The sequence below is a fragment of the Stenotrophomonas sp. INTA L402-1 genome (assembly GCF_059295135.1).
Genome location: NZ_JCAFWP010000002.1, coordinates 257,625 through 273,576 on the forward strand (window position 1 = coordinate 257,625; position 15,952 = coordinate 273,576).

The following is a 15,952-nucleotide window of genomic DNA, read 5'->3' on the forward strand; positions in this document are numbered from 1 at the left end:
GCGCAGTGGTCAGAAAAAGGGGACGGAGGGGATTAAGCCGCAATCGGCCCCTACGGGCTGGATACGTCTTAATTCCCTCCGTCCCCTTTTCGGATCCGGTCAGACCTTGCAGCCGTCCGGGCCGCAGGCCTCGTCGCCGTCAGCCGGGGCCGCAGGCGCGCCCTGCTCGGCGGCGATCTGGCGCAGGGCGTTGGCGAAGGCCTCGGGGGGCTGCGCCCCGGAAATGGCCCACTTCCCATCGATGACGAAGGTCGGCACCGAAGAAACGCCCAATGCATGAGCCTGCGCCAGCTTGGCTTCGACCTCGGCCAAGCCGCGGTCGGAGGCCAGCATCTGCGTGATTTCACCCGCGTCGAGGCCGCCTGCCGCGCCCGCCTTGATCAGCACCGAGGGGTCCGCCAGGTTCTGACCGTGCTCGAAGTGGGCACGGAACAGTGCTTCGCCCACCGCATCCTGCACGCCGTGCTCGCCCGCCAGCCACAATACCCGGTGCGCCGGCAGCGTGGTCACCCGCACCTGGCCCTGACTGAAGTCCATCGACAGGCCCTCGGCCCGCGCGGTGGTCTGGGTCTGACCGAGGATCTGTTCGGTACGCTCGACGCCGCCGAACTTGCGCACATAGGCCTCGCGCAGCGGCACCGGGGTGGCGTCAGCATCCGGGTCGAGCTGGAACGGCTGCCAGTGGATATCGAGTTCAGGCGCGTTGGCGCCCAGCAACTGCACACCCTGCTGGAAGCGATGCTTGCCGATCCAGCACCAGGGGCAGACCACGTCGGAGTAGATGTCGATTCTCATCCTTTCCACATGGGGGCCGACACCCTCGATAAAAGGGGACGGAGGGGATTAAGTCGTTTTCCGCACAGATGGGTAAAGACGACTTAATCCCCTCCGTCCCCTTTTTGGAGGTTTCACCACTCTGAATACGGGTGACTGGCCAGGGCAACGTTGTAGTAGCGGGCATCATCGGTGACTTCGGCACCCACCCAGTCCGGCAGGTCGATGGCCTGATCGGCGCTGTCCAGTTCGACTTCGGCCACGACCAGGCCGGCGTTGTCGCCGAGGAACTCGTCCACCTCCCAGGTCAGGCCGGCGTGTTCGACCAGATGGCGGCGCTTGTCGATCAGGCCGCCCACGCACAGCGCCAGCAGTGCGCGCGCATCGTCCACCGGGATCGGGTAGTCGAACTCCTGGCGGGTGTGGCCGATGGTTCGCGACTTCAGGTTCAGCGCGGCGTGGTCGCCTTCGATGCGCACGCGCACCGAAGCGTTCTGGGTGCCGCGATCGAGCGCGCCCATGTCGTTGATGTAGCCCTGCGCCATCGGGATCACCCGGTGCGCGGCGGTGCGCCAGCCATCACTGCTGACGAGGAATTTGCGTTCGATTTCGATGCCCATCGCGCCATTATGCGCGATGGGCATGACAGCCGATCAGCGCTTCTCGAATACCGCGATGCTTTCCACGTGCGCGGTGTGCGGGAACATGTCCATGGCACCGGCACTGACCAGGGTGAAGCCCTGTTCGTTGACCAGATAGCCGGCATCGCGTGCCAGCGAACCCGGGTGGCAGCTGACGTAGACGATGCGCTTGAACTGCTTCAGCGGCAGCTGCTGCAGCACTTCGATCGCGCCCGAGCGCGGCGGATCCAAGAGCAGCTTGTCGAAGCCCTGGCGCATCCACGGCGTGCTGCGCTGGTCCTGGGTGAGGTCGGCGCTGAAGAACTGGGCGTTGGTCAGGCCGTTGCGCTCGGCATTCTCACGGGCCCGCGCGACGAGGCCAGCATCGCCTTCCACACCGACCACTTCGCGCACGCGGCGCGCCAGCGGCAGGGTGAAGTTGCCCAGGCCGCAGAACAGGTCCAGCACACGCTCGTCCTCACCCGGCTCCAGCAGGTCCAGGGCGTGGGCGATCATCTTCTCATTGAGCTTGGCGTTGACCTGGATGAAGTCCAACGGACGGAACGCCAGCTCCACGTCCCACGGCGCCAGCCGGAACGACAGCGGCACGCCCTGCCCGTCCAGCGGCTGCACGGTATCCACGCCACCGGACTGCAGGTAGATCACGAAGCCATGCTGCTGGCCGAAGGCGGCCCAGGCCACGCGGTCGGCATCGCTGAGCGGCTGCAGGTGGCGCACGGTCAGGACCACGGCCTGGTCGCCAGCGATGAATTCGATCTGCGGGATGTCGCGCTTGCCATCGAGCGATTCGATGAAGGCGGACAGCGCCTCGACCTTGGTGCCGATCTCGGGGATCACGGTCAGGCACTGGCTGAGGTCGGCGACGAATCGCGGATCCTGTTCACGGAAGCCGACCAGGGTCTTGTCCTTCTTTTCGACCCGGCGCACCGAGAAGCGGCCCTTGCGCCGGTAGCCCCAGCTCTCGCCGACCAGCGGCGCCAGCACGGTGCCCGGCTTCACGTGGCCGATGCGCTCCAGGTTGTCCATCAGCACGCGCTGCTTGGCGACAATCTGCTGGTCTTCGTCCAGGTGCTGCAGCACGCAGCCGGCGCAGGTGCCGAAGTGCGGGCACTTCGGGGTGACGCGCTGCGGCGAGGCCTGCAGCACTTCCACCGTACGCGCTTCGTCGAAATGGCGGCTGCGGGCGGTCTGTTCGGCCATGACCACCTCGCCCGGCAGGGCGCCGCTGACGAAGGTGACCTTGCCGCCCTCGCCTTCACGGCGGGCGACACCGCGACCATCATGGCTGAGGTCGAGGATCTCGGTCTGGAACGGGGTACGGTCGATGCGGGAGCGGGATCGGGCCACGTGGCAACAGGCTGCGGGCAAAAATGGGGGCGTATTGTCGCAGATCCTGACCGGCAGGGTCCGGACCCGCTTGCGCCCGCCGCCGCTGTGCTTGATGATTGCAACAGCTGACATGGAGGCAGCCCTGATGCAGATGACCCCGCGGGCCAGCCGGCCCCGCTTCCTGCTTGTCGAGGACGACATCATCAGCCGCGGTTTTTTCAAGGCGGCGTTGGAAACGTTACCGGCGGACGTGGACACCGCAGATTCATTGGCCAGCGCCCTGGCCAGCGCCGAACCCGGCGCGCATGACCTGTGGCTGATCGACGTCAACCTGCCTGACGGCAATGGCGCGCAGCTGCTGCGCGAACTGCGCCGTTCACATCCCGACACCCCGGCGTTGGCGCATACCGCCGACGGCGATACCTCGATCCATGCGCGCCTGCGCGAGGCCGGTTTCAGCGACACGCTGGTCAAGCCGCTGGGCCGCGACCAGCTGCTGAAGGCGGTGCGCCGCGCCCTGGTCAACAGCCCGGCCGGGATCGTCATGGCCCAGGCGCCGGCCGCGGTCGAGCTGCAGGTACAGGACTGGGACGAGACTGCGGCACTGGCCGCGCTCAATGGCCAGCGCAACCACCTGATCGCGCTGCGCGAGCTGTTCCTGGCCGAGCTGCCGGGCGTACGCGATGCGGTCGAGCAGGCGGTGGACCAGCATGACGAGCGCCAGCTGCGCAGCCAGTTGCATCGGCTGCAGGCGAGCTGTGGCTTCGTGGGCGCGGCGCGGTTGGGCCGGGCGGTGCGCCAGTTGCATCATGCGCCGGAGTCCGGGCAGGCCCAGGCGGGGTTCCGCGACGCGGTAGCTGCCCTGCTGCATTGAGGGTTGCTCGGCAGGGCTGCGCCCTGCACCTGCCGAAGCCTTCAAGCCAGGGCAACGTCAAAGGCCAGAGCCAGAGCGGCTCTGGCTTTCTGCTTGTTGGGCGGGGCGGTGTGGGTGGGCAGGACACGCCGTAAACCCGTCCATGGGGGCTCGATGGCGCCATCCATGGCGCCAACGGTCCTGCCAACCCACACCGCCCCCCCCGACAGATTCCCGGTGACGGCTGGTAGATCCACGCCATGCGTGGATGAATCTCAATCGGAATCAAAGATTTCGAATTGAAATCGAAACGCATCCACGCATGGCGTGGCTCTACTGTGTCGACCAAGGTCGACACCCACCAGAGCAGAGTGCCATTCCGACAGCTCGCGAGAAACTGTCGAAGGCGGGGTGGGTCCGGTTGCGGGAGTGTCCGCGGCATGGATGCCGCGGCCAAGCCCCCATGGACGGGTTTACGGCGTCTCCCGCAACCGGACCCACCCTGCCATCCCACGAAATGCACGCTGTTGCTGTTGCTGTTGCTCGTGCCTTAGCCTCGGCAGGTGCAGGGCTGCAAGCCCTGCCGAACCCCCCTCAACGCCTGGGCGCGAGCTGCTCGAGCATTTCCCAGGACTTCAGTCCCCGCGGCCCGAGGTGATGGGCCAGCACCCGCCGCATCGGCAGGCGCAGGCTGGCCAGGTCGGCGGCATCGGGCTCTTCATCGGCGGCCAGCGCCAGCAGCGCAGAACCCGTCGCGGCCGCCCGGCGTTCCCCACCGCGCTCGCTGAGCAGGCGCTGCGCGCCTTCCTGTGGGTCCAGTTCGTAGCGCGCGGCCGGGTCGATCGGCTGGCCGTCGCTGGCGCTGTCCAGATCGAAACCCAGGCCCAGCGCAGACAGCAGCTCGCGCTCAAACCGGCGCAGGGTCCAGGCCAGGCCGGCGCCCACGGCCAGCCGCGCGCGTGCCTCGCCGTAGGCCAGGTACAACTCCGGCAGCGGGTCCTGGCGCGGGGCCAGGCGCAGGGTCAATTCACTCAGGTAGAAGCCGGCCAGCATCGCCTGGCCGACCAGGCGCGGGGCAGCATCCAGTGCCTCGGCACCCCGCAGCTGGGCCAATTCGCCCCGCTGCTGGGCACTGAAGCGGATCCACTGCAGCGGCTGCAGGGCCGCGCGCAGCACCTGTCCCTTGGCGGTGGATACGCCACGCGCGAGCAGGCCGATCCGGCCATACTGCGCGCTCAGCACTTCGACCAGCAGGCTGGTCTCGCGATAGGCCCGTGCATGCAGCACGAAGCCGGTGTCGTCCTCGATCATCATCGAAGCGACTGCAACGGCTTACTCGTAACCGAAGGCCTTCAGTGCGGCCTCGTCGTCGGACCAGCCTTCACGCACGCGCACCCAGGTCTCCAGGAACACCTTGGCCCCGAACAGGCGCTCCATCTGCAGGCGGGACTTGGCCCCGATCTCCTTCAGGCGGGTACCACCCTTGCCGATCACGATCGCCTTCTGGCCCTCGCGCTCGACCCAGATCACCGCACCGATGCGCAGCAGGTTGCCATCTTCGGTGAAGCGCTCGATTTCCACGGTGGTGGCATACGGCAGCTCTTCGCCCAACTGGCGCATCAGCTGTTCACGTACCAGTTCGCCGGCCAGGAAGCGCTGGCTGCGGTCGGTGATCTCGTCTTCGCCGAACATCGGCGGCGCTTCCGGCAGCAGTGCCAGCACGTCGCGCACCAGCGCTTCCAGACCGTTGCGCTTCTGCGCCGAGATCGGATGCACCGACGAGAAATCGCGGCCGGCCGTGACCTCCTGCAGGAACGGCAGCAGCGCGCCCTTGTCCTTCAGCCGGTCGATCTTGTTGACCACCAGCACCACCGGGATACCGGCGTCACGCAGCACGTTGAACGCCAGGCTGTCTTCCTCGTCCCAGCGACCGGCTTCGATCACCAGCAGGCCGGCATCGACGCCTTCCAGCGAACCGCGCGCGGCGCGGTTCATCACCCGGTTCATCGCCCGCTTCTGCACCTTGTGCAGGCCGGGGGTGTCGACCAGCACCAGCTGGCCTTCCGGATAGGTGGCGATGCCCAGCAGGCGATGGCGCGTGGTCTGCGGGCGGTTGGAAACGATGCTGACCTTGGCGCCGACCAGGGCATTGGTCAGGGTCGATTTGCCCACGTTCGGGCGGCCGATGACGGCCACGCTGCCGCAATGATGGGAAGTTTGTTCGCTCACTTGGAATCCAGTTGTTCTAGGACGGCTGCAGCCGCCTGTTGTTCGGCAAGCCGCCGCGAGGCGCCTTCGCCCTCGGTGCTGGCGGCCGGGTCGGCTACGTTGCAGCGTACCCGGAAGTGCTTGGCGTGGTCGTCACCGGATTCTGACACCAGTTCATACTGCGGCAACGCCTTCTGTCGGGCCTGCAGCCATTCCTGCAGGCGGGTCTTGGGGTCCTTCTCGGGCCGACCGGAAGCCGGCAGTGCCTCGATCGAAGCGCTGAACCAGGGCAGTACCACCGCCCGGCAGGCCTCGAAGCCGGCATCCAGGTAGATCGCGGCCACCACGGCTTCCACCGCGTCGGCCAGGATCGAATCGCGGCGATGACCACCGGACTTCATTTCGCCGGGGCCCAGGGTCAGCCGCTCGCCCAATTCCAGGGTGCGCCCGATCACCGCCAGCGCGCCTTCACGCACCAGCTCGGCACGGGCACGGGTCATCGCGCCTTCGTCAGCCTTGGGCCAGCGTCGGTACAACGCCTCGGCCGCCATCATGTTGACGATGCTGTCGCCGAGGAACTCCAGGCGCTCGTTGTGCGGCGCACCGGCACTGCGATGCGTCAGCGCCTGCTTGAGCAGGGCCGGGTCGCTGAAGGCATGACCGATCAGGTCGCCACGTTGGATGAATTTACTGGGCACCGCTTCGTGTCAGGTCCTGGGAAGAATCGAATTTGCCAACCACATCGAGGTTGCCGATCAGCTGACGGCGAACTTCGTAGTTGACCTTGAGGGTCCAGCCATTGTCGCGACGGTCGAACTTCACGTTGGCCGGCTTCACGTTGTCCGAATAGTTGATGTACAGGCGCTTGAAGAACAGGTCCTGGATGCGCGCCGGCTCCATGCTGCCCACGCCCGGCTCGTTGGCCAGGCTCTTCATCGCCGAGCGCACCGCGTAGTACTCCTGGTACATCGGGAACAGCTTCATGCCGATGTAGAGGAAGAAGCCAACCACGATCAGGACCGTCAGGAACGAGGTCAGGGTCATGCCACGCTGCGTGTTCATCGTCTTCATTGCGTTCTCCCCAGATACGCGTTGGATGTGAAAATACTCAGTTGGTGCCCGATCAGTTGATGCTCGAGCCGATCCGCGACGGCTCGAAGCCATCCTTGCAGAACCAACCCTGGCAGTTCAGCCAGATCAGGAACGCCTTGCCACGCAGGTTCTCTTCCGGCAGCAGGCCCCAGAAACGGCCATCGTCGCTGTTGTCGCGGTTGTCGCCCATCACCAGGTACTTGCCGGCCGGCACGGTCCACTGGCCCTGGCCACGCGGATAGTCGGTCTCCAGCACCGTGTGGGTGCGGCCCGGCAGGTGCTCGACCAGCAGGTTGGCGCCCTCGCCCTGGCCCTTGTGGCCGGCGTAGATGCCCTTGTTGTCGTACTTCAGCGGCTCGCCGTTGAGGATCACGCCGTCGCCTTCGAAGACCACGGTGTCACCCGGCACGCCGATCACGCGCTTGATGAAGTTCTCGCCCTTGGCCGGATCGTTCTCGCCATGGCCGGGGAAGTGGAACACCACCACGTCACCACGCGAGGGCTCACCCACCGGCACGAACTTGGTGTTGCTGATCGGCAGGCGCAGGCCGTAGGAGAACTTGTTGACCAGGATGAAATCGCCGATCAGCAGGTTCGGCATCATCGAGCTGGACGGGATCTTGTACGGCTCGGCAATGAAGCTGCGCACGATCAGCACGATCGCCAGCACCGGGAAGAACGCACGCGAGTAGTCCACCAGCACCGGCTCGGAATCGAGCAGGCCCGCGCGCTGGGCGCGACGCTTGGCGAGGTACAGCTTGTCCGCGAGCAGGATCAGGCCCGAGGCCAGGGTCAGCACGACCAGGAGGATCTCAAACAGTTTCATTCAGGGTCCTTTGCAACGTCACCAGACGACCGGCCCCGCAGGGCCGGTGCGGGCTTACTTGTTGTCCATCTGCAGCACGGCCAGGAACGCTTCCTGCGGGATCTCCACGCGGCCGACCTGCTTCATGCGCTTCTTGCCTTCCTTCTGCTTTTCCAGAAGCTTCTTCTTGCGCGAAACGTCGCCACCATAGCACTTGGCCAGCACGTTCTTGCGCATGGCCTTGACCGTGGTACGGGCGATGATCTGCGAGCCGACGGCGGCCTGGATGGCCACGTCGAACATCTGGCGCGGGATCAGGTCCTTCATCTTTTCGCACAGTTCGCGGCCGCGACGGTCGGCATGGCTGCGGTGCACGATCAGCGACAGTGCATCGACCTTGTCACCGTTGATCAGTACGTCCACGCGCACGAACGGGCCTGCGTCGAAGCGCACGAAGTGGTAGTCCAGCGAGGCATAGCCACGGCTGACCGACTTCAGCTTGTCGAAGAAGTCCAGCACCACCTCGGCCATCGGCAGCTCGTAGCTGATCTGCACCTGGCTGCCCAGGTAGTTGATGCCGATCTGGCTACCGCGCTTCTCTTCGCACAGCTTGATGATGTTGCCGATGTACTCCTCGGGGGTGAGCACGTTGGCACGGATGATCGGCTCGCGGATCTCCTCGACCTGGTTCACCGGCGGCAGCTTGGCCGGGTTGTCCATGTTGATGATCGAGCCATCGGTCTTCAGGACTTCATACACCACCGTCGGCGCGGTGCTGATCAGGTCCAGGTTGTATTCGCGCTCCAGGCGCTCCTGCACGATTTCCATGTGCAGCATGCCGAGGAAGCCGCAGCGGAAGCCGAAGCCCATCGCCTCGGAGCTTTCCGGCTCGAAACGCAGCGCGGCATCGTTCAGGCGCAGCTTGTCCAGCGCTTCGCGCAGGTCCGGGTAGTCCTCGGCATCGACCGGGAACAGGCCGGCGAACACGCGCGGCTGCATTTCCTGGAAGCCCGGCAGCGGCTTCGGTGCCGGGTCGCCGGCCAGGGTCAGGGTGTCGCCAACCGGCGCACCGTGCACGTCCTTGATGCTGGCGGTGACCCAACCCACTTCACCTGCACGCAGCGCCGGCAGCACCTTGCGCTTCGGGGTGAACACGCCGACGTTGTCGACCTGGTGGTTGCGGCCGGTGGACATCACCTGCAGCTTGTCACCTGCCTTGATCTCGCCCTGCATCACGCGCACCAGCGAGACCACACCCAGGTAGTTGTCGAACCAGGAGTCGATGATCAGCGCCTGCAGCTTGTCGGTGTCGCGCGGCTTCGGCGGCGGGATGCGATGCACGATCGCTTCCAGCACGTCCTGCACGTTCAGGCCGGTCTTGGCACTGACCGGCACGGCGTCGGAGGCGTCGATGCCGATCACGGCCTCGATCTCGGCCTTGGCACGCTCGATGTCGGCGGTGGGCAGGTCGATCTTGTTGATCACCGGCACCACTTCCAGGCCCTGCTCCACGGCGGTGTAGCAGTTGGCCACCGACTGCGCTTCCACGCCCTGGGCCGCATCGACCACCAGCAGCGCGCCTTCGCAGGCGGCCAGCGAGCGGCTGACTTCATAGGAGAAGTCGACGTGGCCGGGGGTGTCGATGAAGTTCAGATGGTAGGTCTGCCCGTCCTTGGCCAGGTACGGCAGCGACACCGACTGCGCCTTGATCGTGATGCCACGCTCGCGCTCGATCGGGTTGGAGTCGAGCACCTGCGCTTCCATCTCGCGGGCCTGCAGGCCACCACAGAGCTGGATGATGCGGTCGGCCAGCGTGGACTTGCCGTGGTCGACATGGGCGATGATGGAGAAGTTGCGGATGTTCCGCATCGAATCAGAAGACATAGGTGGCGGCGGCGCGCGGCGTCGTCAGGGTAACGGTCGATTATCGCATGCCCGGCGCCCGCCCGCGAAAACGGCCTCATCGGACCGGGCCCGGAATGGCCGAAGCCCCGCCAGGGCGGGGCTTCGGGGAAAAGCCGGGACCGCCGAAGCGGCCCCGGCAGGCCTTACTGGCCGGCCTTGACCGCGACGAACGCGCTGTTGCCGCTGCCGGTGCGCACCAGCAGCATCACCACGTCTCCCTTCTTGTAGCTGGAAAGCGCACGGTTCAGCGCGTCCACGCTGCCGACCTGGGTGCTGGCCACTTGCAGGATCACCATGCCCGGAGACAGGCCCGCATCACGCGCGCCCTGGCCCTTGACCCCGGTGATGCGCACGCCTTCGCCCGATTCCAGGCCCAGCTGCTTGCGCTGCGGTGCGGTCAGGTCACTGACGTCCAGCCCCAGCAGGGCATTGGCGCCGGCCTGCGGAGCCGCATCGCTGTCGCCGGTGGCAGGGCCACGTGAACCGGCCTGCCCGTCTTCGGTCAGTGCGGTCAGGGTGGCGCTGAGGTCGCGCGGCTTGCCATCACGGATCACGCCCAGGGTGACCCGGCTGCCCGGTGCCATCGCGCCGATCAGCGGCGGCAGGTCGGACCAGCTGTTGACCGGCGCGCCGTTCACCGAACGGATCACATCGCCGATCTTCACCCCGGCCCGGGCTGCAGCCGAGTCCGGCACGATCTGGTTGACCAGGGCGCCGCGGCTGTCCGGCAGGCCCATCGCCTGCGCCTTCAGCCCGTCGATTTCCTGCACCACCGCGCCGAGCTGGCCACGGGTGACCTTGCCGGTCTTCTTGATCTGCTCGACCGCGCTCATCGCCAGGTCGATGGGGATCGCGAAGCTGATGCCCATGTAGCCGCCCGAGGCGGAGAAGATCTGCGAGTTGATGCCGACCACTTCGCCACGGGTGTTCAGCAGCGGGCCACCGGAGTTGCCCTGGTTGATCGCCACGTCGGTCTGGATGAAGGGCACGTAGCGCTGGTCCGGACCACCTGTGCTGCGGCCGAGGGCGCTGACCACGCCGGCAGTGACCGAGTGGTCGAGGCCGAACGGCGAACCGATCGCGACCACCCACTGACCCGGCTTGAGGGAGTTGGAGTCGCCAACGCGCACGGTCGGCAGGTTCTTGCCGTCGATTTTCAGCAGTGCCACGTCGTACTGCTGGTCGCTGCCCACCACTTTCGCGGTGAACTCACGGCGGTCACCCAGCTTGACCTTCACCTCGCTGGCATCGGCCACCACGTGGTAGTTGGTCAGCACATAGCCATCGGGCGAGATGATGAAGCCCGAGCCCATGCCGCGGCCCTTGATGCTGGGGCCACCGTCCGGACCGCCCGGGCCCTGCCCCGGCATCGGGAAATCCGGGCCGAAGAAGCGGCGGAAGAACTCCGGCATGTCATCGTCGCCGCCCATCGGGCCCCGCGAGGCCTGGCGGTTGTTGCGGACGATGGTGGTGTCGACGTTGACCACGCCAGGCCCGACCTGTTCGACCAGATTGGTGAAGTCAGGCAGGCCCGTGACCAGCGGCTGGGCCGGGGCCCGCGGCGCGGCGGCCGGCGCGGCCTGGGTCTGGGCGGCCGGAGCCGGGGCCTGCGCGCAGGCCACCAACGGCAGGGTCAGGGCCAGCAGGCCCATGGCCTGCGTGCGGAGTCGGGGAGTCATCGGACGGCAACCTCCGGATCGGATGGAAAGAGGAATACGGGCCCCGCCGACGGCGGGGCGTGAAAGCGCCCGGCTCAGTCGCGCGGGCGCGGCGGCACCGGCAGGTCGTCCTGCAGGCGCGGCTCGAACGGGTAGAACGCGGCGCCCCCGGCGTGGGCCGGGAAGCTCGCATTGAGCGCGCCACCGGCAGCGGGCGCCAGGCTGGAGCGCGGCCACGGTCGCGCCTGCAGGCCACCAACCTCACCGAACGGCATGTTGCGGCTGGCATTGGCCGGCACGGTCGGGGTCAGCGGCGCCTGTGCGGCGGCCACGGCGCGTTGCGGCATGTCCTCGCGCTGGGCGGCACGCGCGGCCTGCTGGCTGCGGGTAGCGCTGGCGCGACGGGTGTCCTGGCGTCGGCTGGCCGCGGCCATGGCCACTGCCGGTACACCGGCCACGGCCATTGCGGCGGTATCCACCGAGGCTTCGGTTACCGGAGCCGGCGTCGTCGGCGCGGGCGCAAGTTCGGCCTGGCTGGCGATCACCTGCGGTGCCAGCGGCTCGCCCGGGGTGGCCTCTTTCAGCTTCTCGCCGCCCATGAACAGCGCCACCGCCGCCACCGAGGCGGCCAGTGCGGCGCCACCGCCCCAGGCCCGCCAACCGCTGCGGCGCACCTCGCGGCGCGGCTCGGCCTGCGGCGCCGGTTCGGCAGCGATGGCGGCGGCCACGGCCGCGCTGAAGCCGGCCGGCGCCAGCGCCGAGGCCTGCCCGCGCATCACGTCACCCAGCAGCTGCCAGCGTTCCTGGCAGCCGGCCAGCTCGGGGTCGTGCTCCATCCGGCGCAGCAGGAAGCGCGCTTCGTCGGCGCCCAGCTCGCCATCGACCAGGGCCGACAGCTGTTCGCGATGGCGCTGGTCCAGGCGCTGCCCGGCGGGCGATTGGTGGTTCTGCGATTCGTTGAACGGATTACTGGTCATACGCGGCTCTTCTCACGGGTGGCGCTGCCGATGTCCAACAGCGGCCGGAGTTCGGTGTCGATCGCCTCGCGCGCCCGGAAGATCCGTGAACGCACGGTGCCGATCGGGCACCCCATTTTCTGCGCGATATCTTCGTAACTCAGGCCTTCCACCTCGCGCAGGGTGATCGCCAACCGGAGTTCTTCCGGCAGCGCATTGACGGCCTTCATCACCGTCTGTTCCAGTTCCTGGCGCATCAACTCGCGTTCGGGCGTATCGGTGTCGCGCAAGCGCGTCCCGCTGTCGAACTGTTCGGCGTCACCGATGTCGATGTCATCGGTCGGCGGCCGTCGATTGTGTGAAGCCAGGTAGTTTTTGGCGGTATTCACGGCGATTCGATGCAACCAGGTTGAGAACTGGGCATCGCCGCGGAAACTTCCGATCGCGCGGTACGCACGGATGAAAGTGTCCTGGGCGACGTCCTGACATTCGCTCCAGTCGGCGATGTAGCGACCGACCAGGGCCACCACGCGATGCTGGTACTTGCGCACCAGGACATCGAACGCGGCGCTCTCGCCGTGCTGCACGCGCCGGACCAGTTCCAGATCCAGCTCCTGAGGTGTATCAACATCGGCCATGAGGGGCCGCACTCCTGTCAGCCCAACCGACGTCGGGCAATGAGACTGCCAATCCCGGGAAAAGTTCAGTCGCCGATCACCTGGCGCCGCACCAGCTTTTAACCACCGTTCCGTTAGCGTCCCGGTCCACGGCCATGGATCCGGGGTCGCCACTCCCCTGCTATTGGGATTTGACGCGGGGGAAACAACCTCTGGATCATAGCCGCTTCTCCATACACAACCGGATGGAACGTCCATGCTCTCAGGCTTCGATGGTCTCCGCTTCAGCCACTGGCACCCCGAGATCCGCGACGACGGCGTGGTGGTTCTCTCCCTGGATCGTCAGGACAGCAGCGTCAACGCCATGTCGCAGGACGTGCTGCTGGAACTGGGCGACCTGCTTGAGCGCATTGCACTGGACCCGCCCAAGGGCGTGGTGATCCAGTCGCTGAAGAAGGCCGGCTTCATTGCCGGTGCCGACCTGAAGGAATTCCAGGAATTCGACCGCCGCGGCACCGTGAACGATGCCATCCGCCGTGGCCAGTCCACCTACCAGAAGCTGGCCGAGCTGCCCTGCCCGACCGTGGCAGCCATCCACGGCCACTGCCTGGGCGGCGGTACCGAGCTGGCGCTGGCCTGCCGCTACCGCGTGGCCTCCAATGACAGCAGCACCCGCATCGGCCTGCCGGAGACCCAGCTGGGCATCTTCCCGGGCTGGGGTGGCAGCGCGCGCCTGCCGCAGCTGGTGGGCGCACCGGCGGCGATGGACATGATGCTGACCGGCCGCACCCTGTCAGCCTCGGCTGCGCGTGGCATCGGCCTGGTCGACAAGGTGGTGGCACCGGCGGTGGTGCTCGACACGGCCGTAGCGCTGGCGCTGTCCGGCACCACCCGCCCGTTCAAGCAGCGCGCGACGGCCTGGGCCACCAACACCTGGCTGGCACGCACCCTGCTGGCACCGCAGATGGTCAAGCAGGTCGCGCGCAAGGCCAAGAAGGACCAGTACCCGGCGCCCTACGCGCTGATCAGCACCTGGCAGCGCAGCGGCGGCAAGCCGATCCAGGCGCGCCTGGATGCCGAACGTCGCGCGGTGGTGAAGCTGGCCAGCACGCCGACCGCGCGTAACCTGATCCGCATCTTCTTCCTGACCGAGCGCCTGAAGGGCCTCGGCGGTGGTGATTCCGGCATCCGCCACGTGCACGTGGTCGGCGCCGGCGTGATGGGCGGTGATATCGCCGCGTGGGCCGCCTACAAGGGCTTCGAGGTGACCCTGCAGGACCGCGAGCAGCGCTTCATCGACCCGGCCATGGAACGCGCGCAGGCGCTGTTCGCCAAGAAGGTGCGCGACGAGAGCAAGCGTCCTGCAGTGGCCGCGCGCCTGCGTGCCGACCTGGAAGGCAGCGGCGTGGCCGAGGCCGATCTGGTGATCGAGGCGATCATCGAGAACCCGGAAGCCAAGCGCGCGCTGTACCAGACGCTGGAACCGAAGATGAAGCTGGATGCGCTGCTGACCACCAACACCTCGTCGATTCCGCTGGTGGAGCTGCGCGACCACATCCAGCGCCCGGCACAGTTCGCTGGCCTGCACTACTTCAACCCGGTCGCGCAGATGCCGCTGGTGGAAATCATCCATCACGACGGCATGGCGCCTGAGACCGAACGTCGCCTGGCCGCGTTCTGCAAGGCACTGGGCAAGTTCCCGGTGCCGGTGGCCGGCAGCCCGGGCTTCCTGGTCAACCGTGTGCTGTTCCCGTACATGCTGGAAGCCGCCACTGCCTACGCCGAAGGCATCCCGGGCCCGGTGATCGACAGGGCGGCGGTGAAGTTCGGCATGCCGATGGGCCCGATCGAACTGATCGATACCGTGGGCCTGGACGTAGCCGCCGGTGTCGGCCGCGAACTGGCACCGTTCCTGGGCCTGCAGATTCCGGCCGCGCTGCAGACGGTGGAACCGGACAAGCGCGGCAAGAAGGATGGCCAGGGCATCTACACCTGGGAGAACGGCAAGCCGAAAAAGCCGGACGTGGCCAGCGATTACCAGGCCCCGGCCGATCTGGAGGACCGCCTGATCCTGCCGCTGTTGAACGAAGCGGTGGCCTGCCTGCACGAAGCCGTGGTGGCCGATGCGGACCTGCTGGATGCCGGCGTGATCTTCGGCACCGGCTTCGCACCGTTCCGCGGTGGTCCGATCCAGCACATCCGCGCGGTGGGTGCCGACGCGATCGTCGAGCGGTTGAAGGCGCTGCAGCAGCGCCATGGTGACCGTTTCGCACCGCGCCCGGGCTGGGACAACCCCGCCCTGCGCGAACCGGTGGTGTGAGTTGATCGGCCGGGCCTGCGGCCCGGCACCCGCGGTAGTGCCGGCCGCTGGCCGGCAATCCTGAAAGCCAGAGCCGGAGCAACAGCCGGCTCTGGCTTTTCTGTTTGTTGGGCGGGGCGGTGTGGGCAGGCAGGACACGCCGTAAACCCGTCCATGGGGGCTCGATGGCGCCTTGCTCGTGTGCGCTGTCCTGCGCACACGGCAAGACCGGGGTTGGGCGTCCTGCCCAACCCGCCCGAGACATGCCTCGGGCCCATGGCGCCAACGGTCCTGCCCACCCACACCGCCCCACCCCTGACAGTTTCCCGGTGACGGTTGGTGAACTGCGAATCTGGTTGATGGCTACTGCGAACTGGTGGGTGGCAACCTTGGTTGCTACCAGGAGCGAAGCGACCGGCGTTTGATTTTGATTTTCTTTTTTCTTCTCCGTGGCTGGACGCCCACGGAAACTGTCAGAGGCCGGGCGGGGTGGGTTCGCGGGGGTGTCCGCGGCATGGATGCCGCGGCCAAGCCTCCAAGGACGGATTCACGGCGTCCCCCGCGAACCCACCCCGCCCGGCCAAGCGCGGCTTTTGCTTTACACGACCAAGCAACCAGCCACGAGGGGCTGCGCCGTTGGCGGGAACCCCAGTCGAGCAAGCTTGTATGTTCCTCCCGGCTCCTACGCGGTATGTAGGAGCCAGGGTGGAGGGACCGTCAAGCATGCATCTGCGGATACTAGCCGACAGACGAGTCGAGCGATCCCCATCCCGCACACGAACGTCGATAAAGGATCGTACGGCCCCCAAAGGGGA

14 protein-coding genes are annotated in these 15,952 nt (G+C 67.0%); 2 read left to right on the forward strand and 12 right to left on the reverse strand.

Going from position 1 to position 15,952, the window contains the following annotated elements; all coding sequences use genetic code 11:
• Positions 1 to 99: 99 nt before the first annotated feature.
• From AC5O77_RS03905 to rlmD, 3 genes are all read right to left on the reverse strand, one after another.
• Positions 100 to 795 carry a DsbA family oxidoreductase gene (locus AC5O77_RS03905; protein WP_494506499.1) on the reverse strand — a complete coding sequence of 232 codons (696 nt, stop codon included), beginning with the start codon at positions 793 to 795 and terminating at the stop codon, positions 100 to 102.
• 113 nt (positions 796 to 908) lie between these two features.
• Positions 909 to 1,394, reverse strand: coding sequence for a CYTH domain-containing protein (locus AC5O77_RS03910; protein WP_032129341.1), 486 nt, complete (start codon positions 1,392 to 1,394; stop codon positions 909 to 911).
• A gap of 33 nt (positions 1,395 to 1,427) precedes the next feature.
• The gene (rlmD, locus tag AC5O77_RS03915) at positions 1,428 to 2,762 is read right to left on the reverse strand and encodes a 23S rRNA (uracil(1939)-C(5))-methyltransferase RlmD (RefSeq protein WP_494506500.1); all 1,335 of its coding nucleotides are present in this window, start codon (positions 2,760 to 2,762) and stop codon (positions 1,428 to 1,430) included.
• 127 nt (positions 2,763 to 2,889) lie between these two features.
• On the opposite strand from rlmD, the gene AC5O77_RS03920 reads away from it, so the two are divergent.
• Positions 2,890 to 3,618 carry a response regulator gene (locus tag AC5O77_RS03920; RefSeq protein ID WP_032129364.1) on the forward strand — a complete coding sequence of 243 codons (729 nt, stop codon included), beginning with the start codon at positions 2,890 to 2,892 and terminating at the stop codon, positions 3,616 to 3,618.
• A 573-nt stretch (positions 3,619 to 4,191) separates the two neighbouring features.
• Here the strand turns inward: AC5O77_RS03920 and recO are convergent.
• The 9 genes from recO to rpoE form a co-directional block, all read right to left on the reverse strand.
• Positions 4,192 to 4,911, reverse strand: coding sequence for a DNA repair protein RecO (gene recO / locus AC5O77_RS03925; RefSeq protein ID WP_478058186.1), 720 nt, complete (start codon positions 4,909 to 4,911; stop codon positions 4,192 to 4,194).
• Between the two features lie 18 nt (positions 4,912 to 4,929).
• Positions 4,930 to 5,826, reverse strand: a complete 897-nt coding sequence (gene era / locus AC5O77_RS03930) for a GTPase Era (protein WP_010482823.1) — start codon at positions 5,824 to 5,826, stop codon at positions 4,930 to 4,932.
• A complete protein-coding gene (gene rnc, locus AC5O77_RS03935; protein WP_032129847.1) occupies positions 5,823 to 6,503 on the reverse strand; it encodes a ribonuclease III in 681 nt (226 codons plus the stop codon). The genes era and rnc overlap by 4 nt, the downstream gene beginning before the upstream one ends.
• The gene (locus AC5O77_RS03940) at positions 6,493 to 6,876 is read right to left on the reverse strand and encodes a DUF4845 domain-containing protein (RefSeq protein ID WP_010482821.1); all 384 of its coding nucleotides are present in this window, start codon (positions 6,874 to 6,876) and stop codon (positions 6,493 to 6,495) included. The genes rnc and AC5O77_RS03940 overlap by 11 nt, the downstream gene beginning before the upstream one ends.
• 52 nt (positions 6,877 to 6,928) lie before the next feature.
• Positions 6,929 to 7,723 carry a signal peptidase I gene (gene lepB / locus AC5O77_RS03945; protein WP_032129848.1) on the reverse strand — a complete coding sequence of 265 codons (795 nt, stop codon included), beginning with the start codon at positions 7,721 to 7,723 and terminating at the stop codon, positions 6,929 to 6,931.
• Positions 7,724 to 7,777: 54 nt separating this feature from the next.
• Positions 7,778 to 9,571 (reverse strand): translation elongation factor 4, encoded by a 1,794-nt coding sequence (gene lepA / locus AC5O77_RS03950; protein WP_032129849.1) that lies wholly within the window; start codon positions 9,569 to 9,571, stop codon positions 7,778 to 7,780.
• Between the two features lie 179 nt (positions 9,572 to 9,750).
• Positions 9,751 to 11,286 (reverse strand): DegQ family serine endoprotease, encoded by a 1,536-nt coding sequence (locus tag AC5O77_RS03955; protein WP_032129850.1) that lies wholly within the window; start codon positions 11,284 to 11,286, stop codon positions 9,751 to 9,753.
• Between the two features lie 74 nt (positions 11,287 to 11,360).
• Entirely contained in the window at positions 11,361 to 12,242 is an 882-nt protein-coding gene (locus AC5O77_RS03960) for a sigma-E factor negative regulatory protein (protein WP_032129851.1), read from the reverse strand.
• The gene (gene rpoE / locus AC5O77_RS03965; protein ID WP_010482816.1) at positions 12,239 to 12,859 is read right to left on the reverse strand and encodes an RNA polymerase sigma factor RpoE; all 621 of its coding nucleotides are present in this window, start codon (positions 12,857 to 12,859) and stop codon (positions 12,239 to 12,241) included. The genes AC5O77_RS03960 and rpoE overlap by 4 nt, the downstream gene beginning before the upstream one ends.
• A 235-nt stretch (positions 12,860 to 13,094) precedes the next feature.
• Here rpoE and AC5O77_RS03970 point away from each other — a divergent pair, with 235 nt between their 5' ends.
• Positions 13,095 to 15,158: a 3-hydroxyacyl-CoA dehydrogenase NAD-binding domain-containing protein gene (locus AC5O77_RS03970; protein ID WP_494506501.1), complete on the forward strand. Its 2,064-nt coding sequence runs from the start codon at positions 13,095 to 13,097 to the stop codon at positions 15,156 to 15,158.
• Positions 15,159 to 15,952: the final 794 nt, after the last annotated feature.